This window comes from Acetobacterium sp. MES1 (assembly GCF_002237635.1).
Taxonomy (GTDB): domain Bacteria; phylum Bacillota; class Clostridia; order Eubacteriales; family Eubacteriaceae; genus Acetobacterium; species Acetobacterium wieringae.
On sequence record NZ_MJUY01000003.1, the window covers coordinates 47,778 to 73,742 of the forward strand.

Consider the following 25,965-nt stretch of genomic DNA (forward strand, 5'->3'; position numbering starts at 1 on the left):
AATTCCTTAACACCCAATTCTTTTATTGTCTAAAACAATCACTTTCAATCAGATAATCCCGTACACCTCGAAGTGACGAATGGCTGGTGGCACTGCTGATACGGGGATATACGGTCAGATGATCCATGCGGTCTTCGACTTTATTCAAATCAAAGCCTTCTGAAAGCACCACAAATTTTCCAATTCCCGGTTCAATAGCCTTTTGAGGGCAGCCATAAATACAACGCATACAGATGACGCACTCATTGCCAAAATGGTGCCTACCTTCACTAATTTTAATATTTTCTTGAGGACACAATTTTTCACACAATCCGCATTCAATACATTTCTCGTTGACTTTAAGTCGCCGACCAAAAATCCTTCCCCCAATCATCTCAAAATATCCCAGTTTTGATGCGATTCGATCGATGCCATAGGGCTGCGTTCGATGCCGTTCTCCTACCATAATTTCAGTCACCACCTTTTCAACAATTACTGGTGTTGCATGAAGAACCATGGCGCAAAGGCTTTCATCGTAACCGATCAAAAAATTAGATGGCATAACCATCATTTTTTCGTATATTACATCATAACCTTTTCTTTCAAGATGACGAATTGTTGCCCATCGACACGCTGTATTGGGCGAAATTTCGCCTCCACCTGAAACAGAAATGACCACCGCCGGTCGATCTTTGGCAGGCGGAATTTTTTTTAACCACTCCGTAATGGGTTTTGGTGCATTAAATGCATACACCGGAAACAACAGCACCAATACATCGCCAAACACAACTGGCTCAGTTATACCCCTTAACTCGGTGCGTTGAACCGCAATTGCTCTTTTTTTTAACGAATGTTCGAACGCATCAGCAACTCGAGCTGTTCCTCCAGTACCTGTAAAATACACCAGATTTGCGTTTTTAAAATCCATTCTTTCCTCACTAACCGTACAGTTGTCTATTGCTTTTTGAATTTGAATGTCGCTCAATCTGTACACCTTATTTTTATTACCCGTTCTCCATTCTTTCAATAATCAAATGCGTATGATTATTGTGGCTGTCTTTGTCAATTTGCAGGTCTTCATTCTACCATATTTTACCCTTTATTGTTAATTATAAACATATTCACGAGCGCTTGATTTTGATTAAAAAGCTTTACATTCCGCCCAAATCAAGTATAAAATACTATCAGGTCAATATTTTTTATGATCAGAAAGGAATTCTGAAAATGAGTAAATTTTGCGTTCCCCCAGATGACGCTTTTGCAAATGAAGACGTTTCTAAGCGATACGGCTGCGTCACGGATATCCCTACTCCAATTGGCAATCGTCAAGAATTTGATTCAATGCTCGTTGAGGCCATCAACAAAGCAAAGACTACCGTACGTTATCTATCAATCCTTCTGATCAAATTTAACACTTTAGAGAAACCTACTCATTGTCAAGAACAATTATCCAACACTGACTGTCATCGCCGGATTGCCACCATACTGAATAAAACCTTGAAACGTTCCGGGGATCTGGTTACCCAATGGGATGATTGCACATTCGCCTGTATTCTCTCAGATACGGATCCCGCCGGTGCTGCAGAAATGGCTGAAAAATTCAGACGAAAAATCTTAAACACCGCTTTTTTCCACGCAACCACTCCCCAGATTTGCTATTACACAGTTTCCATTGGTGTGGTTACTGCCATTCTCACTGATGATATTTCCTACGAAATACTGATTAAAAAAGTAACTCAGGCCCTGTCGGCAGCCGATGCAATGGGCCAAAACCAAATTGTTATCAATATAAATTAAAACCAGGCACTCTGTCTGGTTTTAATTTATATTGCATGTTTTTAGCGATTAAACTAACAGACAGCAACCAAGCTGCAACCAGCCACAACCTGTTCGGCAATGATAATTATTAGTTATGAAGTGGTAGATTTTTGTTATAAATAGTTATATAATGATAACACTGGTGTCTTTTGCGATGTCAGTATGCACTTGTCCTAAATCAACTTACATCCTGCTAAAATCATTGCGGCCGTATCTTGGCCCCTGATTTTCTGGATAACCTGCAAAACGATATTTGAAAGGGGTTATTATGAACAAAAATCTAGAACCGCTGCTGGATCTGGAACCAACCAAGCAAACCGATCTGACACCACAAACTGCTGCAAATACAGCTGACTATATCCCGGATAAAGCCATTCGTAAATCCCGAATATCCACCAAACTGCTGTTGTTTACAGTTGTCCTTATGGCCTTGGCCGTGTTTTCTCTGGGAATCATCACAGTTAACCTGGGTGCTGCTGCGTTAACCAACCAGGCCAATACCGATGCTCAAAAGTACACCACGGAAGGCGCTTCCCATGTTGGCGCCATCATTGATGGTAACTTATCGACCCTTAGTGAAGTGGCTTCCCGGGCCCGGGTAACCACCATGGACTGGCAAACTCAAGTTGATGCCATTGCTGGCGATGTGGAACGATTGGGTTATCAGGACATTGCCGTAATGAACCAGGACGGTCATGCCAAATATATCAAAGGCGGTGGCGAGTTTGATTCTTGGGGAGAATTTTGGTATGAAAACGGCTTCAAGGGTGAATTATCTATTTCTGATGTTGCCATCAGTAAAGTTACCAAAGAACCCGTGGTATTTGACGTCGCACCGATAAAAAGCAACGGTCAGGTTGTTGGCTTATTGGTTGGCCGAAGAGATCCAACCTTCTTAAAGGATATCATCAATGCCATGGGCGATGGCGACCGCCAGTTCGGTTTTGTTGTCAATGAAACTGGAGCGATGATGGCCCATCCCGATGATCAGATGATATTGGATCAGGTTAACGTCTTTGACGCTATCGACAACGATGGCATTTGGAAGAGTTTTGGTTTAGCGTTAAAGAAACTGGGAACCCAAACCACCGGGATGTTAACCTATACTTTAAACGGAGAAACCAAAATTGGTTCCACAGCTCCCATTCCTGGTACAAACTGGACCCTGATTGTCGCCCAATATGAAGATGATGTACTAGCTCCGATCAATAATCTCCGCAATCTGATTATCATGATTTCATTGTTTATTCTCCTGATTGGCGGTGCTGCAGCCTTTATAATGGCCCAAAAGCTGTCGAAACCGATTGTAAAACTTAAAGAAATCGCCGATCAGGTGGCTGTGGGCAAGGTGGATGTAAACATTGAAATCACCACCCATGATGAGATTGGCGATTTGATGCGATCTTTTGAAACCATGATTCAAAACAACAAAGGTCTCTCCGAAGCGGCTCAACAGATGTCAAAGGGTGATTTTGACGTTGCAATCATCCCCCGTTCTGACGATGATGTAATCGCCTATTCCATGGTTGCTGTTTTAACAGAAATGAACAGAATCCATGATGCCATTGTAAAATTTGGAAACGCTGCTTTAGCTGGACAACTTAACTACCGGGGAAATACCAATGAATACGCCGGGGCCTACAAAGATATGATCATTTCTTTAAACAATGTGATCAACACCTTTGTCAAACCCCTCAAAGTTGCCAATAAAGCCATTGAACGGATTGGCAACGGCGTGATCCCGCCTAAAATCACCACTGAATACAAGGGTGATTTTAATGATCTGAAAAATAATATCAACGCCTGCATCGATGGTTTAGGGGCTTTAACCGAGACTGGTGAAGTGCTTCATCGACTATTTATCAATGATTTTACGGCCCAAATGGAGGGAACCTATTTAGGCGTCTTTGGCGATTTGGCAACCTCTGTCAATGAAATTCACTGGAAATTAAACTACATCCATGCCATTGTCAATAATGTTGCCAACGGCAATATGAGTGATTACGATGAACTGGTTAACATCGGAAAACGAAGTGAAGCGGATGAATTTATTCCCAGCTTGATTCAAATGATTGAAAATATCCATTCCCTGGTTAGCGAAGCCGATGAAATGACCCGGCTGGCTGTTGAAGGCGATCTTGATCATCGGGGTGACCCTGCTAAATTCAAAGGCGAGTATGCCAAAGTTATTGCTGGCTTTAACCAAACCCTGGATGCTGTCATTGAGCCGATCCAGGCAGCTTCTACCGCCTTGGACGAGCTGGCCAAAGGTAACCTGAAGACGTATATGGATGGTGATTACAAAGGCCAGCACGGAAAAATAAAAGAGGATATGAACCGAACCATTGATTTCCTCAAAAACTATGTTGACGAAATCACAATCACCCTCCAACGCATTGGAGAGGGCGACCTCAGCCAGGAAATTAAAACCTATTATCATGGCGATTTTGTCGCCATTAAACTGGCTATTAATGGGATCACTACCCATTTAAGTGAAGTCATGAAAGAAATTGATGACGCTGCCGGACAAGTCGAAGCCGGTGCCATTCAAATCTCTGACGGCGGTCAAGCCTTATCACAAGGTACAACCGAACAGGCTAGTGCCATCCAGGAACTTACCGCTTCCATTGAAGAAGTGGCCGCAGAAACCAAGCGAAACGCCCAAAACGCCAATGAAGCCAATGAACGGGCCATTGAAGTGCGAACCAATGCTGAAGTAGGTAATTCTCAGATGTCAAAAATGGTCACTGCCATGGTTGAAATCAACGAATCGTCAAACAATATTTCAAAGATTATCAAGGTCATTGATGACATCGCCTTCCAAACCAATATTCTCGCTCTTAATGCGGCTGTCGAAGCCGCCCGGGCCGGACAACATGGCAAAGGCTTTGCCGTCGTTGCTGAAGAAGTGCGAACCCTGGCAGCCCGCAGTGCCGAAGCCGCCAAGGAAACCACGGGTCTCATTGAAGGCTCGATTGATAAGGTTGCAGCTGGCACCAAGATTGCTGATGAAACCGCTGAAAGTCTGGTTGAAATTCTTAATGAGATTGAAAAAGTAACCGGATTGGTTGGCAATATCGCCCGGGCCTCCAATGATCAGGCTTCAGAAATTGCACAAATCACCAAGGGTATTGAACAAGTTTCCAATGTAGTCCAAACCAACTCAGCTACTGCCGAAGAAAGTGCAGCTTCCAGCCAGGAGCTTTCCGGCCAGGCTGAGGTTCTTAAACAGATGATGCGCACTTTCAAACTCAAAAACCAATACAGCAATGATGTCGAAAGAACAATGCCGATTAACAAAAAGGTATCTGCGGTTCCCTTTGTCGCACCACCCCAACCTGAACCCCGGATCACTTTGGATGATTCAGAACGTGATAAGTACTGATATCTGAACAAGTCATATCCATATACTCCATGCTCTAAGTAAAAATCCTGAAGACAGTCAAATCCGATTGTCTTCAGGATTTTTTTTGAATACTCATGTATTCTTTCATTTTACGATTTTATAACGGATGTCAATATCGATTCATTATCGTCCAGAATATAACAATAAACAACTGTCTATTTTCTATTTCTGCTAACATTATTGACATTTGATTAAAATTTTGATCGAGTTATACTATATTTGGAGCATTTTTTAGAAAATAATGCGATATTATGTTATTTTTTTGTTTCATTTTACAAGATTATCCCTTATAATTTACAGGAAATTAAAAAATGAAATTATATTAATTTGAATGACTATCTATTCATTCAGTCAGGTGGTGTTTCAGAAAATAAATCCCGCATCAATCCGTCCAATCACCAGAATAGCAATTATTTATTCCGCAGCGATAAGCTAATCTCATAAGACTTTTTTTTTTGCATCAATACTGGTGAGTAAGGACACCGTCCGCAATTTGCCCCCTCAGATTAAACTAACGGAGGTCTAACTTGAATTGGTTTAAAAATTTAAAAATTAAAACGAAACTGCTGACATCGTTTATTCTTATTGCTCTGCTTGTTGGCGTTGTTGGTTTCATTGGTATCATAAATACCTGGTCGCTACAAGAGTCTGATCAGGAGTTATATGAAAACATGACAGTGCCCATCTCCCAAGTTGGTCAAATGTCAACCACCTTTCAGAAGATGCGTGTAAACCTGCGGGACATGATTCTAGCCAACGATCCTGCCCTGATTCAGTCGATTGAAAAGAGCATTGCTGAAGACCAACAAAAAATCGATACCTTGGCTGACGATTACCAGAAAACGATTCAAACCGATGAAATGCAAGAAGCCTTTGACAGCTTTGAAGCTGCTCGGACAGAATACAACAAACATCTTGACGCGGTGAAGACCCAAGCTGCCCTAAACCAGGACACTGAAGCGTTTAACTTAATGAGTCCAGATGGTGCTGCCGGGAAAGCCACGGCCGCCCTGCAAACGGCAATCGATAATCTCTCTGACTTAAAACTTGCCGATGGTTTGACCAAATCTGAAGAAAATTTTGCCCAGGCGGCTGGTGTCACCACCACAATGACCATTATCATGATTATTAGTATGATTATCGCTGTCGCTTTGGGATTAGTACTGACCTCCCTGATCTGTGGGCCACTCCGCAAGGCTAACCATATGATCCAGGAAATGAGTAAAGGTCACCTGAGCAACCGTCTTAATATTGATACCACCGACGAGGTCGGCGAAATGGCGACAACCATGGACAAAATGGCTGATTCTCTCCAGTTTCTGGTTATTGGCACAATCAACCGCATTTCTGAAGGGGATGTTTCCATGAATGTGGAAATCACCGATCCCCAGGATGAAATCGGGCCCGCGCTGAAAAAAACCATCGAAACCATCCGAGCCCTGATTACCGAGACAAATGCACTGTCTCAGGCAGCCGTCGAAGGACGTCTGGACACCCGGGGCCATGCTGATGCATTCAGCGGTGGTTTTCGGGAAATCGTTGCCGGTGTAAACAGTACTCTGGATGCCGTTGTCGGTCCCCTTAACGTCGCTGCCGAATACATTGAGCGAATTGGCAAGGGTGAAATTCCACCGAAGATTACTGATGAATATTATGGCGACTTCCGCGAAATTAAAAATAATCTTAATGCCTGCCTGGATGGATTAGGTGCCTTATCGGTGGCTGACCACACTTTGAAATTGATGAATAAAAACGATTTAACTCAAGCTATTGACGGCGATTTTGACGGTATTTTCGGTGAAATTGCCCGATCCATCAATGGGGTTCATGCCCAGCTTGGTCGGATTGTCAGTATTTCCACCAATATCCGTAACGGTGATCTAAGTGATCTGGACTATCTTCGCAGCATTGGCAAACGCAGTGAGAACGACCGTCTGGTACCAGCACTGCTGGGCATGACCGAAACGATTTTGATGCTGGTTGAAGAAACCAGAAACATGGCTCAGATCGCCATTTCCGGAGATCTCAACAACCGTGGCGATGTAACAAAGTTCCAAGGTGAATATGCCACCGTCATTGAAGGATTCAACCAGACCCTGGATGCGATCATTGATCCGATTCAAGCTGCTTCGGCCACGCTCAATGAACTGGCTGAGGGAAATCTCAAAATTACCATGGACGGTGATTTCAAAGGTCAACATGGAAAAATCAAACATGATATGAACCAGACCATTGAATTTTTAAGAGCCTACGTGGAAGAAATCACTCACACTCTGGAAGAAATGAGTCGGGGAAATTTTGACCTGGAGATTACCAACCTCTACTGTGGCGATTTCCTGGCAATCAAAAAAGCCCTAAATCAAATTGCTGCCAGCTTAAGCACTACCCTTTACGACATCAATGTCGCTGCCAGTCAGGTGGATATCGGTGCTCAACAAATTTCTGATAGTGGTCAAGCATTATCACATGGAACTACTGAACAGGCCAGCTCGATTCAGGAGTTGACAGCTTCCATTGAAGAAGTTGCTGCCGAAACAAAACGCAACGCCCAAAATGCCAATGAAGCGAATGAACTGGCCATCAATGTTCGTTCCAATGCTGAAGTTGGCAATACTCAAATGGTTAAGATGGTCGCTGCGATGAGCGAAATCAACGACTCCTCACACAATATTTCTAAAATCATTAAAGTCATTGATGACATTGCCTTTCAGACCAATATTCTGGCTCTTAATGCCGCTGTGGAAGCAGCCCGGGCTGGTCAGCACGGCAAAGGTTTTGCCGTCGTTGCTGAAGAAGTCCGTACTCTGGCTGCCCGCAGTGCTGAAGCTGCCAAGGAAACCACCGGGCTGATTGAAGGCTCCATCGACAAGGTAGAAGTCGGCACTAAAATCGCTGATGAAACCGCTCTGGGGCTTGCCGAAATTCTTAAGCAAATTGAAAAAGTTACCGATCTGGTCGGTCGAATTGCCCGGGCCTCCAATGACCAGGCTTCAGAAATTGCCCAGATCAATCAAGGCATTGAAGCCGTTTCCCAAGTAGTTCAAACGAATTCAGCAACAGCCGAACAAAGCGCTGCTGCCAGTGAAGAACTTTCCGGACAAGCCGAGATGCTTAAACAAATGGTTGATGCCTTTAAACTCAAGAACACAAAAAATCAGCCTGCCAGACCTGTTACCGATTATTCAGAGTCATTGGTACTTCCTCAATCAGAAATAATCCTTGATAATCTGGATTTTGACAAATATTAAGCGTTCTAAAAAATCCAGGCTGAACAGAAATATTCAGCCTGGATTTTTATTGTACTATTTTTTTATTAATTTCTTTACACTTCCATTTTTTCACAAAAACCTAAAACCTGAATAGCTTTTATGATGTCAATAGTTTAGCAAAATCATTGTACCGTATTCTTGCCTTTTTCTGGGCCCTGATCCGGACTTTGTTTACATCTTGATAATTCGAAATTAGAATTTCTACAATGTGTGGATCAATTTTATGATCCGTCACCATTTGCTTTAAAATCTCGATCACTTTTTCTTTTTCCATTCCCTTACGATAGGGTCTATTCTCAGATACTGCGGTAAAAATATCTGCCACCGCCATGATCTTGGCTCCCAGCGAAAGCTCTGACGCTGTCTTTTTAAAGGGATAGCCGGTTCCATCCAGCCGTTCATGATGCATCGAGGCAAATTCATTTATTTCTTCAAAACCGGCAATCTGAAACAACAACACATAAGTATGATAGGTATGCTCTTTCATGACAGCAAATTCGGCTTGGGTAAGTCCCGCCGGTTTCTCCAGGATTTCCGTGGAAACTGTCAGTTTGCCAATATCATGGATGTAGCCAGCGGCCTGAATTTTCTTACAGGTCAGCTCATCACATTTTAAATGCTGTGCCAACCGTTTGGCTACTGCTGAAACTCCTTCGCTGTGAACTGCAGTAAAGTTGCTCCGAAAATCAATGACCCGGGCAAACAGTTTGGTAATTCCGATTAATTCGTCGATATCCAGTCTCTGGTCCTGGAATTTTATTTTTTTATAATATCGCCGACCATTGGAAATAGACTCCAGATCATACCAGAAAAACTCTTTTTCTTTTAAGCGTTCAAAAGCTTTGATGAACTCAGGGTTAAATTTTCGTCCCGAGGCACTTACTATTTTTTCAAAAATTCGGTCTTTTTGATTGATCATCTTATCGTCCCGAGAGATGAGGGTAGCAATCCGGTCAGCCAAGTGGATGAGATGACTTTCGGACATGACCGTTTCCCCCAAAAATCTGAGACCTTCCCCATCGTTCCAATCCACATGATGAAATTTGATGATTCTGGCTATATTTTTGAATTCTCGGTAATCCTTCAGAAGCAGCCAACCAATTCGGGCATGCTGATGGGGATTAATGGCTTCAAACTTCAGCACATTGATTCGTTCCTGCATACTTAAACCACCAATATCATGCAGCACAGCGGCGACACAGACTTCATTTAGTTTCTTTTCATCAAAGTTCAACTCTTCCCCTAGGTTGTTGGTAATATAGGCGACAAGACGTTGATGATGATTCAGTTCCGGGCTTACCATATCCGAAGCTCTTGATAGTTGGAGAGTTAACTCTAATAAAGAGACCATCTTTTCTTTTCCTTTCCACATAAGACATGAGTTACACATAATTATTTTGTTATGATACCATACTTTTGTTAGCATTGTAACACAATCTCATCGCACTTTTTGACTTTAGGGTTTTTTTTTATAATTTGGGAATGAAATGAAAAAGACCATCACAAAATTTGACTTTGCTGATGATCGATTTTTTTATAATGTGTTTGCCACCCGATTCACAAAAAGTGATACAATCTGGGGATCAAATTGGGTTCCAGCATAATTCTGAAGCTCCTGCAGCGCTTCGCTTTTGGTTTTTGCTTTTTTATAGGTTCGTTGAGATAATATCGTATCATAAGACGCTCCAACCGCCATAATTCTTGATAAAATCGGAATCTCTTCACCTACCAGGCCTTTTGGATACCCTTTTCCATCCCACCGTTCATGATGACACAAAATTGCGGTAGCAATTCCAACCATTTCAGGGGCTGAATTGATAATATGATAGCCAGTTTCTGGATGCTTTTTTATTACATTCCATTCCTCCGGGGTTAATTCTCCCTTTTTTTCAAGAATTTCTTTATCGATTGTTACTTTGCCGATGTCATGAAGCATTCCTGTCCACCTGAGCAGTTCTAATTTTATTTCTTTCATATTCATTTCTTTAGCAATACGCATACAATAATAACAAACCCGCTCCGCATGAATTTTTTCAACTGCGCTTTTTTCATATAAAGTATACATAATTGACTGAATTGTATTTTGTCGAACTTCAGATTTCATTTTTAGTTTATTTTTATGCATCATGCTTTCCGCTTTTTTAAACAATTCAGTAAATGGTTCTGTCTTTGAATGCTTAGTTGCCCATCCAAATGATATCGATAGAATCCCTTGGTCAACTTTACAAGACACCACTGCATCGATCATATTGCTCATCCGTTTTTTAACGGTTTCTTCATCGGTATTTGGGAGGAGCATAACAAATTCATCACCGCCCCATCGCACGACCACATCGGTGGAACGACAACAATGAGTCAGAACCTGACTAGCTGCTATCAATAATGAATCACCGGCCAGATGTCCGAATGCATCATTTGTCATCTTTAATCCGTTTACATCTCCCATAATAATAGAAAGTGGATATTGAGACCCATCCTCAAATCTTTCCCGGGCTTCTTCATATTGTCTAGGTCAACAACGATAATACCATCTCTCACGCTTTTTAGAAATTGATGGTAATTTGAATCTTCTCCAAAACTATTCCCCCATACTTTCACATATGTGCAAATTATAACATGACCTCGATTTATTTCAACTATTTTTTATCGTAATTAACCATTATCTTACTGTATATTTATACAATTAAGACAGTACTCTAATTTAAATCTCATTTATTGACAAATTTTTATATTTTTACAATCTCATCAGTCGTTCTGTAATAAGCCTTGCATAAATACATTTAGATCTTTTCCCGATCAAAAACTTATTTGTCGATCAGATCTTTTCGCGCTATAATAATGAAAACTGAAATAATTATTAAAACAATCAAAGGAGTTTTAATTATGTTGATCGACTTAAGAAGTGATACTGTAACCCAACCAACCCAAACCATGCGAACCGCTATGGCCAATGCAACCGTGGGTGATGATGTCTACGGGGATGACCCAACTGTCAACCAGTTAGAAAAGCTAGCTGCTGAACTTTTAGGCAAGGAAGCGGCTCTGTTTGTACCCTCCGGTACTTTTGGCAATCAACTGGCGATCATGACCCACACGACAAGAGGAAATGAAGTCCTGGTCGGTGATGATTGCCATATCCTGATGCATGAGGTCGGCGCAGCCGCGGTCCTTTCGGGCGTTCAAATCAGAACCTTTCCGGTTCTCGATGACGGCGTCGATGTGGAAAAACTGGCGCTGATGCTCCGGGGTGAAGACATTCATTTCCCGGATACCGGACTGATCTGTATGGAAAACGCCCAGTCATCGGGAAAAACTGTTCCCTTGGCCAATATGGAAGCGGTTTATACCCTGGCCCAATCCCAAAACATCCCAGTGCACATTGATGGCGCCCGAATATTTAATGCCGCTCTTGCATTAGGGGTTGATGTCAAAGAAATTGCCGCCCAAGGGGATTCAGTAAACGTCTGTCTGTCCAAAGGCCTCTGTGCACCGGTGGGGTCGTTACTACTGGGAACCGAAATATTTATAAAAAAAGCCCGTAAAAACAGAAAACTGATGGGCGGTGGCCTCCGACAGGCCGGAATCCTGGCCGCGGCCGGGATTATCAGTCTGACGGAAATGATCTCCCGGCTGGAAGAAGACCACCGGAATGCCCGCTATCTGGCCACCCGGCTGGAAGAGATCGATTCCTGCTCGGTTCTTAGAAACCGTTTGGATATCAACATGGTCTTTTTTACCCTTCCAGAATCTGTGATAACTGAATCTGCGCTTATTGAAGGTCTGCTAAAAAAGAATATTAAAATTAGTGGAACAGAAAATGGTGAGTACCGTTTTGTAACCAATCATGGTGTCAACTCTGATGACATCGACTGGGTCATTGAAAGTATGAAGACCCTTGTTTCCCATTATTCCTGATTTTTACCCCTGATTTTCACGGACTCATGCATCAAAATCCTTTTATAGTTGGGCTTGACGTGGTATACTAAACTCACTAAAAATGGAGGATTCTTTATGACAACCACATTCTACGGTAACCAAGGTGTTGTGAACAGCATCATACTCGATATGGAAACCGATTTTGAAAAACAATTGAGATTTTTAAACACTATTAAATTTACTGATGACTTCAAGCCAGAGTGGCTGCCGGATATTGTCAAAATTACTTTTATTATCGAACCGTCACTGGGACAGTTTGGCAGGCCCAATCTGATCATTATAGCCGAAGAAAAAAGCCTCCAGCGGCATGTTATTTTTGTTGAATCAAAAATTTCGGCCTATGATGATGCATCAGAAAAATTAAATATAAAACTATTTCCCAATAAATACAAAGACATTGGCGACAAGCTGAATATCCGACTGGCTCTAATGTATCGTTTGGCCAAAGCTTATCATTATCAAAAAGATGGCGGATTTATTGAAGATGTGGATGAAGCATACAAGCTCTACCACGATGTCCCCAAGGTACTTAAAAAACCCGTCATGATCAAACTCTGTATTGATAAATTCGGATACAATCCGGATTTTTTATTTGTTGCTCTGACTAATGATCCGGTTGATATCCAGCCCTTTAAAAATGCCAACTTTTTGCCCCCCATCGGCGTCAGCGGTTGGCGGGCCGAAAAACAATCCTTTGGTTTAATTTCGTTTGCCATGCTTGAAGAGCAAAACCTGGTTGATCCCCAAAAAGGATATTATGCCCTGTCGAAAGACAATGTCTTACATCTGCCTGCAGAAACCGGCTCCAGCAATAATGACCCGACCATTCGAACCATTGTTTTGGATCAGTGGCACCCGGATTTGAAATTAAATCTGGAGGAGTTTTTAGTATCCTTGGGAGATCGGCTCACCACCAGCAAGGTTATCACCTTTAATGGTTCTTACAGCATCAAAGCCGAAGATGGACGAACCCTGGTAAAACTTTTTGCTGACAAAGAGAAAATGTATATTACTCTGCGAAACGATAATATTCCCATCGCTTTCAAAGATAAACCCCGGATAAAAATAGGGGTTGGACTCAATGCCAAGTCCTTTGTATTAATTTATTCAGGTACTGATGACCTTACCGGAGATCATTATAATCAATTAGCCATGGATCTCATTGAAATCATCGTAGATTTTGTGGAACAATAAAGCACCTGATAGCGTTCCACCATTATACAAGTCTGTTTACGCCATTAAAAGCAATTGTTTGCAACTTCCTCCTGATCGGACGTTCGCAACGATTGCTTTTTTCTATTGATTGGACTATATTTGACAGAATAATTATTTTGACTTAAAAGAAACCTGCCTGTATAATTAAGCTAATCCAGGCAACCAGAATTAAGTGTCTAGTTTTTCAAATCCAAACGCCCATAATTAAAGGAGCATCATGAGAATGAATAATCAAAGGACGCAAACCAAAAAAAACGATTCGATACGTTTTAAACTACTGATTATGCCCCTTTTCTGCGTTTTTTTGGGCATTTTTGCCATTGGTCTTATTTCTTCGTATTTGATCCGAAACAGCCTCTTGGATCAATTAAAAGATCATGGCTATACAACTTCTCAACGATTTGTAACACAGCTTGAAAACAACGCCAATGCCATTGAAGCCCTGACTGAAGCTACTGCTGGGGCAACATCCCAAGAAAGTAAAGAAATTAAAGATGAATTCAGCTATCAAGCCCAGATTGATAAAATGACCAATGATGAAAACATAGTCTATATCGCCATCATTGACAAAAATGTCATCGACATCGCTGACAGTATTGCCGAAGACATCGGTAACGATTATTCTGACGACGAAACAATGAAGGCTGCCGCTCAGGAAGGCATTGCCTCCGCCTCAGAATACTACTATGAATTAAAGGATGTAACCGTTTATGATGTGCTCTATCCGCTGACAATTAATGGCGAACTGGTTGGCGCAATTGACATTGGCTACTCTATGGAAAATGTTTATGCTGCGGTTACCAACAATATCCTGTTGATTGCCGGTGTTGGCTTACTGATTTTCGTAATTCTGGCATTGATCCTCTATCGAATTTCACTATCAATTACCAAGCCCATCACAAACGTCAATCAGATGATTCAGGAAATGAACCAGGGTTATCTGGGTACCCGGTTGAATATGAAAGAAAGCAATGAGATTGGTGAAATGGCTGTTGCCCTTGATAACTTCGCTGACAACCTCCAATTTGTTTTGATCAAAACCCTGAACCAAATAGCGGCTGGTGATCTTTCTGCCGAAATTCAATCTCAGGGGGATCGGGATGAAATCACACCGGCTCTCAAACAGACCATTGAGAACATTCGTCACCTGATTGCCGAGGCTAATTTTCTCTCGGCAGCGGCCATCGAGGGGCGTCTGGAAACCCGGGGAAATGCCGAGAACTTTCAGGGTGGATTTAAAGAAATCGTACAAGGTGTCAATGAAACGCTAAATGCCGTTATCCTACCCCTCAATGTGGCTGCCGATTATATCCAACGCATTGGCCATGGTGAAATTCCCCCGCAGATTACTGATACCTATCACGGTGATTTCAATACCATCAAGAACAATATCAATTCCTGTATCGATGGTCTCGGGGCGCTGGAAGATGGTAATCGGGTTCTGGCCCGCATGAGTGTCAATGACTTCTCACAAACTATTGATGAAAGCTGTTGCGGTATATTTAGCGAAATTTCTCACTCTATCAACCGCATCAATAACAAAATGATTCACATCATGGATATCGTCAATCGGATCGCAAACGGTGATATGAGTGATCTGGCTGACCTGAAATCCACCGGCAAACGCAGTGATAACGATCAGTTAATTCCCAGTCTGATTGGAATGATTGAGAATATTGTATTACTCGTTGACGAAACTCAGTCGATGACGCAAATTGCCGTTGAAGGAGATCTTGATCATCGGGGTGACGCTTCTAAATTCCCTGGCGAATACGCCCGGGTCATTGAAGGTTTCAATAATACGCTTGATGCGGTAATCGACCCGATTCGTGCTGCTTCAACAACCTTAAACCAATTAGCCCAGGGAAATCTAAAGGTTACCATGGCTGGCGATTTCAAAGGACAACACGGAAAAATCAAAGATGACATGAACCGTACCATTGACTTCCTCAAACAATATGTTGATGAAATCACTGCCACCCTGGAAAAAATTGGCCAGGGTGATCTGACTCAGGAAATCACGAATCACTATCTCGGGGATTTTATTGCTATTAAATACGCTATCAACGATATTACCAGCCATCTCAGCACCGTGATGCGGGAAATTATCGAAGCTGCCGATCAGGTGGATTCTGGTTCCCGACAGATCTCTGACGGCGGTCAGCAGTTATCCCATGGTACCACTGAACAGGCCAGTTCCATTGAGGAGCTCAGTTCTTCCATCGAAGAAGTGGCGGCTGAAACAAAACAGAATGCCGTTAATGCCAATGAAGCCAATGACCGGGCCATTGAGGTGCGAAGTAATGCCCAGATCGGCAATGAACAGATACAAAAAATGGTCACCTCCATGTCCGACATCAATGCCTCATCCCACAATATTTCAAAAGTCATCAAGGTTATTGATGACATCGCCTTCCAGACGAATATACTGGCTTTAAATGCCGCAGTTGAAGCTGCCCGGGCTGGTCAGCACGGTAAAGGTTTTGCCGTCGTCGCCGAGGAAGTTCGCACCCTGGCCGCCCGAAGCGCCGAAGCCGCCAAAGAAACGACCTTCCTGATTGAAGGCTCCATAAGTAAAGTGGAAGCTGGAACAAAAATTGCGGATGAGACCGCTGAGGGATTAAAGGAAATTCTCAATCAAATTGAAAAGGTCTCCGATCTGGTTGCCAATATTGCCCGGGCCTCCAATGACCAGGCCTCAGAAATCGCCCAGATTACCATGGGACTTGATCAGGTTTCGCAGGTCGTTCAGGCAAATTCTGCCACCGCCGAAGAAAGCGCAGCCGCCAGTCAGGAACTGTCCAGCCAGGCCGAAATGCTTAAAGAAATGATGGAAGCTTTTAAACTGAAGCAGCTTTCTACCACTCCCATTAACACTGATTCCCGCCTTGGCTCAAGCTACCCCGCTTTTGAAAAGACGGAATTTGAAAGCATGGAACCGATAATTGATCTTGATGATCGAGAAACAGATAATTATTAATTTTTTTATCCACCTTTGAGTAATGCATGTTATAATTAAACAAATTTACTTATCGATTGGAATCATTGCCCATGGAAGAATTTTTCGCCACCAATACCTCGCAACAAATTCTCAACCGCATTTTTTCCCTGAATCTTGGCCTTTTATGCATCCTCCACACGGATGGACGTATTGAAAAAGTTAATTATACCTGGGAAAAAACCTTTGGTTACAGTGCGGCAGAATTACTCGATACCAACATTATTGATTATGCGCATCCCGATGACCGGGACGCTACCACCTTTGTTTTTTCAGAATTGTTACACACTAACCATCGACTCACCTTTTCGAATCGTTTCCGATCCAAAGACGGCAACTACCGATACGTCGACTGGGAATTTAATTGCCATGATAACTACGCCTATGTGGCGGGAACCGACATCACCCACACAAAACTCTCTGCAGCTGGCCTGAAAGAACTTCGTGGACAGCTCAATAAGCACCAGCTTCAAAACGATCTGGAAGACCTTTGTCCGATTCGTCAGAAAATCCTAGTGGTTGATGACTCACCCCTTAACACCAAAATAATGGAAAGTGCACTGATTGAAGATTACGATGTGCTGATATCTCACAGTGGTAAAGAAGCCCTGTCTATTTGTAATTCCAATGATCCCCCGGATCTTATCCTGTTGGATATTATTATGCCTGAAATTGATGGCTATGAAATCTGCCGACGACTTAGCAGGGGTACAAAAACTAAAGATATACCGGTGATCTTTCTTACCTCTCTCACAGCTGCCAGAGATATCGAGTTCGGCTTAACTCTGGGTGCCATCGATTATATTACTAAACCCTTCAGCATCCCGATTATTAAAGCCAAGATCAAAAACCATCTGGCTGTAAAATACTATCAGGACACCCTAAAAATCAATACGGATGTTGATCAATTGACCCAGATCGCCAACCGCCGACGTTTCGATGATACCATGACCCTGGAAATTAAAAAAGCCAAGCGAACGGGCACCATTTTATCTGTGCTTTTGCTTGACATTGATCATTTTAAGTTTTATAACGATACCTATGGTCATTTGGAAGGGGATGCTTGTCTTAGAAAGGTGGCTAGCGCTCTATCGGTTACACTTAAGCGTCCTAAAGATCTGGCTGCCCGCTGGGGTGGCGAAGAATTCGCCTGTTTGCTCCCCAACACCAATACTCACGGAGCTCAAAACGTTGCCGAATCGCTGCGCAACGCAATTCTGAATTTGAACATTCCTCATGAGTCCTCTCCTGTTAATGATATGGTTACTATATCAGTCGGGGTTGTTTCTTCTAATCCAATGGATGAGAACTCCTTTGACAGCCTGTTGCACCGTGCTGATGAAGCCCTTTATCAGGCCAAAGAAACCGGGAGAAACCGGATAGCAGTCTGGCATGAGGATATTGAAGCCATGGGGCCTTATCTTTAATCAATGACCGCAGTTTATGTTCACTGCGGTCATTTTTTTACAAAAAATACCGACATCTGTCCGCTGTAGCCTATCTTACTAAGTGATGGACAAATGTCGGTTATTCTTATTTTACAGGTCTGATCAATCCTGAGCTTTCAGAACTTTAATATAATCAATCATATATTCTGGCAGATCCGGGGGCCGACGACTGGAAACAATGTGGCCGTCGATAATCGAAGGTGTATCATGCCAGATGGCCCCGGCGTTGGTCATGTCATCTTTGATACCAGGGGTACTGGTGACGTTTTTGCCTTTGAGGATGCCAGCAGAAATCAGGACCCAACCGGCATGGCAGATTTGGCCAATGACCCGTTTTCGTTTGTCGAGGTTGCGGATCATCTCCAGCACCACCGGGAAACGACGGATCGCATCGGGCGCCCAACCGCCGGGAACCAGAATCCCGTCATAATCGTCAGGATTGATGTCAGTATAGGCCAGGTCGGAGACACAGGGTACACCGTATTTACCGATGTACTTTTTGTTAGCAATCTCCCCTACAACATGAACGGTAACCCCTTCTTCCCGCAGGCGCAGCACGGGGTACCATAATTCAAGATCCTCAAAATCATTACTGATTAACGCGATAATCTTTTTGTTTTTCATCTTGTTTTCCTCCTGTTTTTAATTGTAAACTAACTATACGGTACCTCAGTTTTTCATCTAAGTTCCGTACCGACCAATTGTTAATCTGTTGTATGCTGCAAGCTCGGACACTCATAAGAAATGTAACATTTCTCATGAGTCGTGGGCAGTCGCCAACTACAAGCAAGCTTGTGATTGGCTCGTTGCCTTCACGCAGGCTACGCCGTGTCCGCCTTGATGCACAGGGTCTGACCCCTAGGTCACAACATGATGTAACAATTGTCGGTACTACGTCTGTTTATTTCACACTTACTTCGAATAAAGATATCGGTACCTAAATTAATATATTTCAAAGCATTTTTTCAAATGCTAGGCATTCCCTCTGGAACCGGGTTTAACCAGGGCGACTTGATCGGCTTTGCAGACGGGACAGTCGTCGGGGTCCCAGGCGGTGATTTCCAGTTTGATGGATGAATAGATGGGCATGTTGATTTCAACCCCGGCTGCCCGGCGGTCAGCGATACAGGCCACGCCGAGGACGACAGCGCCCAGCTCTTCGAGCACTTTTTTTGTTTCAATGGTGGATTTTCCGGTAGTGACGACATCTTCGGTGATAATGACCCGTTCGCCGGGTTTGATTTCAAAGCCGCGGCGCAGTTCCATCAGGCCGTCTTTACGTTCGGTAAAAATAGATTCTTTGCCCAATTGTCGGCCGATTTCGTAGGAAACGATGACGCCGCCCATGGCCGGGCCGACCACCTTGTCAATTTCCAGCGTTTTTAACTGTTCAACTACCGGTGCCAGAACCTTGGCGGCAGCATCAGGAAAACGCAGCACTTTGGCGCATTGAACATACTGATCGCTGTGTTTACCGGATGATAGTAAAAAATGTCCTTCCAAAAAAGCATCGGTTTCTTTTAATACTTCTAATACTTCCTGACTCATATTATTCCTCATTTCTATATTTTAAATTAAATAATTCCCCTGACTTCGCCGATATTGGTCAGTCCTTCGTTAATGCAATAGGCTTCCAAGCCAGCGATGATCTCAAGCGGCGCCAGCGGGTTATTGAAGTTGATGGTACCGATTTGAATACAGGTAGCCCCAGCCATAATAAATTCCAGGGCATCTTTCCAGTCACTGATGCCACCCATGGCCATCACCGGTATTTTTACCGCCTGACATACCTGATGGGTCATCCGCAGAGCAATCGGTTTTACCGCCGGACCGGAAAGGCCAGCATAGAGGTTGTCAAAAACAACCGCTTTTTTTCTGTAATCAATGGCCATTCCTTGAAGCGTATTGATCAGTGAAATGCCCTGGGCCCCTGCATCCTCGCAGGCCCGGGCAATATCGGCGACTGCTTCACCATTGGGCGACAGTTTGACCATAATCGGATGACGGGAGATTTCCACCACTTTTCTGGTGATCTCCCCGGCGGTTTCAGCTTTGATCCCATAGGCCATGCCCCCCGCTTTAACATTGGGACAGGAAATATTGAGCTCAATCAGCTGGGCATCAATGGCGTTCAGCTTCTCAATGGCGGTGAGGTACGATTCTTCATCTTTACCGCCGACGTTGACAATCGTTACCGTATCAATTGCTTTTAGATGGGGCCATTCATTTTCGATAAAGGCATCGATTCCCGGATTTTCCAGACCGATGCTGTTCATCAACCCAGCCGGTGTTTCCCAGAGTCGCATCCCAGTATTTCCCGATTTTGGTTCTAAGGTCAGCCCCTTGGAGCAGAGGCCGCCCAGTTTAGCCAGATCATAAAAGGCTTCATACTCCCGGCCAAAACCAAAGGTTCCCGAAGCCGGAATCACCGGGTTTTTAAAGCGGATGTCATTAAATTTTGTTTCCAGATAATTAGACATTAAAGACCTCCTCACGGACAAACACCGGGCCATCTTTACAGACTTTTTTATTACCGGAACGAGTTTCACAGGTGCAACCCAGACAGGCGCCGATCCCGCAGGCCATATGGGCTTCCAGCGAAACGTAGACGGTATTTTCAGTCGGTACGGCACTAGCCACCGCGGCCATCATAATTTCCGGCCCGCAGGTTACCACCGTTTCGCTGGGTATAACCGAAAGTTTGTCAGTGATAATGCCCCCGACATCAAGCACCACTTCATCGGCTAGGGCGGCAAAAGCCTCAACACCGTAGTCGAGATCCCGAAAACCCAAATAGACCCGACACTTACCGGTGGGGTTCTGGTCACGATAGTGTCGCAGCAAATAATAAAGCGGCGCTGTTCCGATACCGCCGCCAACCACGCAGAGGTCACCGGTGATTTCCGGAAAACCATTGCCGTAGGGACCCTGGATGGTCACCTCATCATCAGCCTGCAGTCGCGCTAAAATTTCGGTCCCTTTTCCCACCACCTGGTATAAAAAGGTGAGTTGACCGGCTTCGTAATTGTGAACACTGATCGGTCGGGACAGTAGCGGGTCTTTGTCCCAGGCACGCAGCATAAAGAATTGACCTGGCTTAACGTCGCCGGTAAACGCCACAGTCATTTTAAAAATCCCTGCTGACACAAGAGAATTACTTAGGATTACAGCCATTTAAGAATATCCTCCTGCATTGCCAGAGTGGCCTTTCGGATATGCTCAGCAAAGCCCTCATCTTCACAGCCAGCCTTTTGATGACCGGTGATCAGTCCCCGGGATGAGTTAACCACCGCACACCGGGATTTTTTGAGAATATTTGCGATATCTTCGCCAGTTCCGCCCTGGGCACCGTAACCTGGCACTAAAAAGAAGGTATGGGGGCAACGGGCCCGAATCGCTTCGAATTCATCCGGACGGGTCAGTCCGACTACCGATCCGATAGCCGAAAAGCCATTTTCACCCCGGAAAGCACTGCCCCAGCCTTCGATTTTATCGCCCATAATTTCGTAAATGGTGTCAGCCCCAACCTCCAGATTCTGGAGATCCACCGCTGACGGGTTGGATGTGCGTTGCAGGATAAAAATACCCTTGTTGTTTTCTTTAATATATTGATAGTAAGGTGATACCGCATCTTCACCCATATAAGCGTTAACGGTCATGATATCGACTTCGAAATCACCTGTGAAATGACCCTTGGCATACTGGTCGCCAGTGGACGAAATGTCGCCCCGCTTGACATCACCAATCACGACAATGCCTTTACTCCGGGCATATTTAACCGTTTCGCTATAGGCTTTCATGCCGTCCAGTCCCAGTGACTCATAGCAGGCAATTTGCACCTTGTAGGCAGCTGCCAGATCCTCGGTGGCATCGATAATTTTTTTATTGAATTCGGTTATTTTCTCACCATCAGACCAGTCCTTATCAAGCAGGTATTTTGGTAAAAATTTCAAGGTTGTATCCAGACCTACGCAAATCGGTCCTTTTTTTACAGCTTCATTATAGAGCCGGTCCATTATTATCATATTTAATTTCTCCCTTCACCATGGTCATCATTACTTTTCCTTTTAGGGTCTCGCCGCCAAAGGGATTGTTTTTACTTTTTGAAACGAATTCTTTGGGATTGATTTTCCCTTCCCAGTTTGGATCCACCAGAACCAGATCCGCCGGATATCGTTCTTTGATGAGTCCCGCCTTTATGCCCAGGCGTTTAGCCGGAGCGTCGCTAAGCATCTCGCTGAGCTTTTCCAGGCTGATGCCATTCTGTTCAAAAACCGTATAATACATGGCAAAAGCCATTTCGAAGTTATTGATTCCCGGAGCCCCTTTTTGTTTGTCAGCTTCAGAATGGGGGGCATGATCGGTGCCACACATATCAATGATGCCAGCTTTAATCCCTTCGATTAAGGCGCGGCGGTCGGGATAAGTCCGGAACGGCGGATTGACCTTGTAGTCCATCGCCGAGGCAAAGATGTGATGGGGAGTTACTTCGCAGGTGATATCAAGGCCCTTTGCTTTAGCTTCCACAATCAGATCCAGAGTATCTTTTTTGCTGATATGGCAGATATGCAGATGACCGCCGATTTCTTCCAGTAGGTCTACATCGCGCTGCACCAGTTCAGTTTCTGGCTGGCAATGGGTTAAAAGAATAAAATCATGTGCGGTTGAAGCCTTTAGCCCTGCTACCATAATGTCTGGATTCACAATTGAAACCCCGTCGTTGGAAAAGACATTGGTCAGCGGCCGCAAGGATTGAACCTCGACTAGATTCGAATCATTAAACTCTTTAGTCAGTGCCGCCACCTGAATCAGGTTGCAAAGGTGCAAATTTTTGGCCTTATCCAGATTGGCTTTAACAAGTGCCGCCTCATCCATGCAGGGCTTGGTATTTGCCATTGCCACCAGTGTCGTAAAGCCGCCTTTCAGCGCCGCCTGCATCCCAGTTTCCATGGTTTCTTTATATTCAAAGCCCGGATCCCGCAAATGACAGTGCATATCAATAAATCCTGGCATCAACAAATAACCCTGACCATCGATTTCCTGATCATATTCAGACTTGACATTCCCTTTTTCTTTATAGACTTTTTTTATTTTTCCGTCTTCAATTAATACCTTGCCAAACCGTCTTCCCTCGGCATCTACCATTTCAACGTTCTTGATTAAGGTTTTCATCGTTCCTCCTTTGTTATTCTTCGTCAATAAAAGTGGTGTAGGCGTCGCAGTACTCACAGCGGTATTGTTTTTTCTCTTCATTGACCAAAAAGAATTTAATATCCTTCACATCCTCATATTGGGTAATACAACGGGGATTTTTGCAGGTCATAATGCCATTAACAACTGTTGGTAGGGTCAAGCTTATTTTTTTGTACAACTCACCATTCTTGACAAAGTTAATGGTCACATTGGGATCAATCAGACCCAGAACGGTCATATCAATCTGCAAATCGGTTTCAATTTTAATTAAATCTTTCTGTTTCATTTTTTTACTGGGAATGTTCTTAAGTAACACCACCACATCGTCAATATCATTGAGATGGAGTTCCTTGTAAATTTCAAAACCATGTCCCGCTTCAATGTGGTCGATGATGATACCCTTTTTCAATTTCGATACGTTGATCATTTTTTATCCTCCACTCCCAGAAGTTTGGCAATCAGAGCCATCCGAACATACATCCCATATTTAGCCTGGGCAAAATAAACTGCCCGGGGATCCTCGTCCACCTCGGTGGCGATTTCATTAACCCGCGGCAAAGGATGCATGACAATCATATCCGGTTTGGCGCCCTTCATTTTCTTTTTATCCAGAATATAATAGTTTTTCAATCGCAGATACTCTTCCTCACTGACAAACCGCTCCCGTTGAACCCGGGACATATAAAGAATATCCAATTCACCAATGACCTCATCCAGACTGGTCGTTTCCTTATAGGTTTGTGGATCCAGTTGATTAAGAATATGGGCTGGCATTTTTAGCTCAGTGGGCGATATAAATACAAACCGGATGCCCTGATAACGGCTCAGAGTTTTAACCAGCGAATGGATGGTTCGACCAAAAAGTAAATCGCCGCATACGCCCACCACATGGTTGTTGCAACCGCCTTTGAATTTTCGAATCGTCAGCAGATCAGTCAGAGTCTGGGTGGGGTGCTCATGACCGCCGTCCCCGGCATTGATAATCGGCATTTCGTTGGCAAATTTGGAAACCAGCCGGGCGGTTCCCTCTCGGGGATGCCGGATCACAGCGATATCCGAATAGCACTCGATGGTCCGGATCGTATCACCCAGACTTTCCCCCTTGGACACCGAGGAGTTATTGGGATCATCAAACCCGATGATTTCTCCCCCTAAACGAAGCATGGCAGCTTCAAAACTGAACCGTGTCCGTGTGGAAGGCTCATAAAAAAGGCTGGCCAATAATTTTCCCTTGCAAACCAAAGAATAACCCTCGGGGTCTGCAATAATATTATCAGCCAGCTGCATAATCGATTCAATTTCATTTAGTTGAAAGTCTCCAGGCTCGATTAAATGTCTTCCTTTTAACATAATGTTCCTCCTATCATAAACACAATTATGGGCAAAAAACAAGCCGCTTTATAAAATAGCGGCATACTTTCTAACAGGCATCTTCCCTCATTAAATGTATCGTTCCTTTTGCACCTTTATGCCTCGCTTACTAAAGCTCGCATACTTAATTATAATAATCATAATTTAATTAGACCTAATTGTCAATGGACTTTGATTAAAAGAAACCGTTATCTTAAGATAATATTTGAGCTTAAAGATCGACAGGATCATGCTGAATGATTTGACTGGAATTTCGAAGCAGATAATGGTATGATGTTAACATAAATAATTGCAAAAATGACACCAGTATTAAGATCAGTTTTGTAATTTTCAATACTTATATTATTTAAAGGGAGGGATTTTTATGTATTTCGTAACTTATCAATATAACGCATTTAGCGAAGGTGGCATTTTGACCGCCGATGAAACCAGGGTTTTACCAATTACAACCATCGGTAAACTAATGGGTCTCAAATTTCCCGAACGTCTGATCGATTTTATTCCTCTGGCAACCGATGAATTGCTGGCCGACATCAAACAAGTCATGGCTGAACATCAGAACCTGGGTATCAATCTGGATCTGGTCAAGCTGTTGGCGCCGATTCCCAAACCCCCAAGAAATATTTTCTGTCTGGGGAAAAACTATGCGGATCACGCCAAGGAAATCAAGAATATCCCCACCATGGGCGACGTCCCAGAAAATCCGATCTATTTTTCCAAACTGCCCACCTCAGTTACTGGACCAGATACGGTAATTCTTTCCCATGCCAAGGCCACCAAGCAGATCGACTATGAAGTGGAGCTGGCCATTGTGATTGGCAAAGAAGGTGCCGATATTCCCAAAGAAGACGCTGAAGATTATATTTTTGGCTACACCATTGCCAACGATATAACCGCCCGGGATCTCCAAAAAAAGCATTCTCAATGGTACAAGGGTAAATCTCTTGACACTTTTTGTCCCTTGGGTCCTCGGATTCTGCACAAAAACGATTTAAGAATTCCCTTTGATCTGGATATCACCTGTCGAGTCAACGGTGAAGTTCGGCAACACTCTAAAACTGGTCGGATGATTTTTGACATTCCATCCATTATCAGTGATCTATCTCAGGGGATGACCCTATTACCAGGCGATATTATTCTCACCGGAACCCCTGCCGGGGTAGGCTTTGCCCTGGATCCGCCACAATTCCTAAAACACGGGGATCAGATTGAAGCGGAAATTGAAAAAATCGGAGTCCTACGAAATACCATCGAATAATCAAAAAGCCAGAATTATCTTGGGATCTAACCCAAGACCATTCTGGCTTTTTTAACGTTAAAATATTACGATTT

The 25,965-nt window shown here is 43.6% G+C and carries 19 protein-coding genes and 1 pseudogene; 8 read left to right on the forward strand and 12 right to left on the reverse strand.

Going from position 1 to position 25,965, the window contains the following annotated elements:
- Window positions 1–22: 22 nt before the first annotated feature.
- A complete protein-coding gene (locus BI182_RS00760) occupies window positions 23–964 on the reverse strand; it encodes an EFR1 family ferrodoxin (RefSeq protein ID WP_139142379.1) in 942 nt (313 codons plus the stop codon).
- Between the two features lie 239 nt (window positions 965–1,203).
- Between BI182_RS00760 and BI182_RS00765 the strand changes: the two genes are divergently transcribed.
- From BI182_RS00765 to BI182_RS00775, 3 genes are all read left to right on the forward strand, one after another.
- The gene (locus BI182_RS00765) at window positions 1,204–1,776 is read left to right on the forward strand and encodes a GGDEF domain-containing protein (protein ID WP_148638346.1); all 573 of its coding nucleotides are present in this window, start codon (window positions 1,204–1,206) and stop codon (window positions 1,774–1,776) included.
- 289 nt (window positions 1,777–2,065) lie between these two features.
- On the forward strand, window positions 2,066–5,182 hold the full coding sequence (locus tag BI182_RS00770; protein WP_286804846.1) for a methyl-accepting chemotaxis protein: 3,117 nt from the start codon (window positions 2,066–2,068) through the stop codon (window positions 5,180–5,182).
- Window positions 5,183–5,730: 548 nt separating this feature from the next.
- Window positions 5,731–8,451, forward strand: coding sequence for a methyl-accepting chemotaxis protein (locus tag BI182_RS00775; RefSeq protein WP_286804848.1), 2,721 nt, complete (start codon window positions 5,731–5,733; stop codon window positions 8,449–8,451).
- A gap of 118 nt (window positions 8,452–8,569) precedes the next feature.
- Here BI182_RS00775 and BI182_RS00780 read toward each other — a convergent pair whose 3' ends face one another.
- The 3 genes and pseudogenes from BI182_RS00780 to BI182_RS00790 all read right to left on the reverse strand — a co-directional run.
- Window positions 8,570–9,823, reverse strand: a complete 1,254-nt coding sequence (locus tag BI182_RS00780; protein ID WP_250935630.1) for an HD domain-containing phosphohydrolase — start codon at window positions 9,821–9,823, stop codon at window positions 8,570–8,572.
- A 183-nt stretch (window positions 9,824–10,006) separates the two neighbouring features.
- Window positions 10,007–10,597, reverse strand: a complete 591-nt coding sequence (locus BI182_RS00785) for an HD-GYP domain-containing protein (RefSeq protein WP_353744728.1) — start codon at window positions 10,595–10,597, stop codon at window positions 10,007–10,009.
- Window positions 10,571–10,948, reverse strand: a pseudogene (locus BI182_RS00790) (GGDEF domain-containing protein); the annotation flags it as partial. The gene BI182_RS00785 and the pseudogene BI182_RS00790, both read right to left, overlap by 27 nt.
- Window positions 10,949–11,355: 407 nt before the next feature.
- Between BI182_RS00790 and ltaE the strand changes: the two are divergent.
- From ltaE to BI182_RS00810, 4 genes are all read left to right on the forward strand, one after another.
- A complete protein-coding gene (gene ltaE, locus BI182_RS00795; RefSeq protein WP_070372093.1) occupies window positions 11,356–12,387 on the forward strand; it encodes a low-specificity L-threonine aldolase in 1,032 nt (343 codons plus the stop codon).
- Window positions 12,388–12,483: 96 nt separating this feature from the next.
- Window positions 12,484–13,602, forward strand: coding sequence for a hypothetical protein (locus BI182_RS00800; protein WP_148637824.1), 1,119 nt, complete (start codon window positions 12,484–12,486; stop codon window positions 13,600–13,602).
- 244 nt (window positions 13,603–13,846) lie between these two features.
- Window positions 13,847–16,603: a methyl-accepting chemotaxis protein gene (locus tag BI182_RS00805; protein WP_286804853.1), complete on the forward strand. Its 2,757-nt coding sequence runs from the start codon at window positions 13,847–13,849 to the stop codon at window positions 16,601–16,603.
- Between the two features lie 71 nt (window positions 16,604–16,674).
- On the forward strand, window positions 16,675–18,048 hold the full coding sequence (locus BI182_RS00810) for a diguanylate cyclase domain-containing protein (RefSeq protein ID WP_148637823.1): 1,374 nt from the start codon (window positions 16,675–16,677) through the stop codon (window positions 18,046–18,048).
- Window positions 18,049–18,171: 123 nt separating this feature from the next.
- Here BI182_RS00810 and BI182_RS00815 read toward each other — a convergent pair whose 3' ends face one another.
- From BI182_RS00815 to pyrB, 8 genes are all read right to left on the reverse strand, one after another.
- Complete coding sequence (locus BI182_RS00815) at window positions 18,172–18,693, reverse strand: type 1 glutamine amidotransferase domain-containing protein (RefSeq protein ID WP_070372097.1); 522 nt, start codon at window positions 18,691–18,693, stop codon at window positions 18,172–18,174.
- A 348-nt stretch (window positions 18,694–19,041) separates the two neighbouring features.
- Window positions 19,042–19,617: an orotate phosphoribosyltransferase gene (gene pyrE, locus BI182_RS00820; protein ID WP_286804856.1), complete on the reverse strand. Its 576-nt coding sequence runs from the start codon at window positions 19,615–19,617 to the stop codon at window positions 19,042–19,044.
- 26 nt (window positions 19,618–19,643) lie between these two features.
- On the reverse strand, window positions 19,644–20,549 hold the full coding sequence (locus BI182_RS00825) for a dihydroorotate dehydrogenase (RefSeq protein WP_286804858.1): 906 nt from the start codon (window positions 20,547–20,549) through the stop codon (window positions 19,644–19,646).
- Window positions 20,542–21,243, reverse strand: coding sequence for a dihydroorotate dehydrogenase electron transfer subunit (locus BI182_RS00830; protein ID WP_286804860.1), 702 nt, complete (start codon window positions 21,241–21,243; stop codon window positions 20,542–20,544). Before BI182_RS00830 ends, BI182_RS00825 begins: the two co-directional genes overlap by 8 nt.
- The gene (pyrF, locus tag BI182_RS00835; protein WP_084633717.1) at window positions 21,234–22,094 is read right to left on the reverse strand and encodes an orotidine-5'-phosphate decarboxylase; all 861 of its coding nucleotides are present in this window, start codon (window positions 22,092–22,094) and stop codon (window positions 21,234–21,236) included. The genes BI182_RS00830 and pyrF overlap by 10 nt, the downstream gene beginning before the upstream one ends.
- Complete coding sequence (locus tag BI182_RS00840) at window positions 22,069–23,241, reverse strand: dihydroorotase (protein ID WP_070372101.1); 1,173 nt, start codon at window positions 23,239–23,241, stop codon at window positions 22,069–22,071. Before BI182_RS00840 ends, pyrF begins: the two co-directional genes overlap by 26 nt.
- Before the next feature lie 13 nt (window positions 23,242–23,254).
- The gene (locus BI182_RS00845) at window positions 23,255–23,689 is read right to left on the reverse strand and encodes an aspartate carbamoyltransferase regulatory subunit (RefSeq protein ID WP_070372102.1); all 435 of its coding nucleotides are present in this window, start codon (window positions 23,687–23,689) and stop codon (window positions 23,255–23,257) included.
- Complete coding sequence (pyrB, locus tag BI182_RS00850; RefSeq protein WP_148637819.1) at window positions 23,686–24,612, reverse strand: aspartate carbamoyltransferase; 927 nt, start codon at window positions 24,610–24,612, stop codon at window positions 23,686–23,688. The genes BI182_RS00845 and pyrB overlap by 4 nt, the downstream gene beginning before the upstream one ends.
- 385 nt (window positions 24,613–24,997) lie before the next feature.
- Between pyrB and BI182_RS00855 the strand changes: the two genes are divergently transcribed.
- On the forward strand, window positions 24,998–25,891 hold the full coding sequence (locus BI182_RS00855; RefSeq protein WP_070372104.1) for a fumarylacetoacetate hydrolase family protein: 894 nt from the start codon (window positions 24,998–25,000) through the stop codon (window positions 25,889–25,891).
- Window positions 25,892–25,965 lie beyond the last annotated feature (74 nt).

Coding starts and splice junctions, on each gene's coding strand:
- pyrB (WP_148637819.1), bottom strand. CDS start 24,612: ATGTTAAAAGGAAGACATTTAATCGAGCCTGGAGACTTTCAACTAAAT.
- BI182_RS00780 (WP_250935630.1), bottom strand. CDS start 9,823: ATGGTCTCTTTATTAGAGTTAACTCTCCAACTATCAAGAGCTTCGGAT.
- BI182_RS00840 (WP_070372101.1), bottom strand. CDS start 23,241: ATGAAAACCTTAATCAAGAACGTTGAAATGGTAGATGCCGAGGGAAGA.
- BI182_RS00785 (WP_353744728.1), bottom strand. CDS start 10,597: ATGCATAAAAATAAACTAAAAATGAAATCTGAAGTTCGACAAAATACA.
- pyrF (WP_084633717.1), bottom strand. CDS start 22,094: ATGATAATAATGGACCGGCTCTATAATGAAGCTGTAAAAAAAGGACCG.
- BI182_RS00810 (WP_148637823.1), top strand. CDS start 16,675: ATGGAAGAATTTTTCGCCACCAATACCTCGCAACAAATTCTCAACCGC.
- pyrE (WP_286804856.1), bottom strand. CDS start 19,617: ATGAGTCAGGAAGTATTAGAAGTATTAAAAGAAACCGATGCTTTTTTG.
- BI182_RS00855 (WP_070372104.1), top strand. CDS start 24,998: ATGTATTTCGTAACTTATCAATATAACGCATTTAGCGAAGGTGGCATT.
- BI182_RS00800 (WP_148637824.1), top strand. CDS start 12,484: ATGACAACCACATTCTACGGTAACCAAGGTGTTGTGAACAGCATCATA.
- BI182_RS00830 (WP_286804860.1), bottom strand. CDS start 21,243: ATGGCTGTAATCCTAAGTAATTCTCTTGTGTCAGCAGGGATTTTTAAA.
- BI182_RS00805 (WP_286804853.1), top strand. CDS start 13,847: ATGAATAATCAAAGGACGCAAACCAAAAAAAACGATTCGATACGTTTT.
- BI182_RS00770 (WP_286804846.1), top strand. CDS start 2,066: ATGAACAAAAATCTAGAACCGCTGCTGGATCTGGAACCAACCAAGCAA.
- ltaE (WP_070372093.1), top strand. CDS start 11,356: ATGTTGATCGACTTAAGAAGTGATACTGTAACCCAACCAACCCAAACC.
- BI182_RS00845 (WP_070372102.1), bottom strand. CDS start 23,689: ATGATCAACGTATCGAAATTGAAAAAGGGTATCATCATCGACCACATT.
- BI182_RS00765 (WP_148638346.1), top strand. CDS start 1,204: ATGAGTAAATTTTGCGTTCCCCCAGATGACGCTTTTGCAAATGAAGAC.
- BI182_RS00825 (WP_286804858.1), bottom strand. CDS start 20,549: ATGTCTAATTATCTGGAAACAAAATTTAATGACATCCGCTTTAAAAAC.
- BI182_RS00815 (WP_070372097.1), bottom strand. CDS start 18,693: ATGAAAAACAAAAAGATTATCGCGTTAATCAGTAATGATTTTGAGGAT.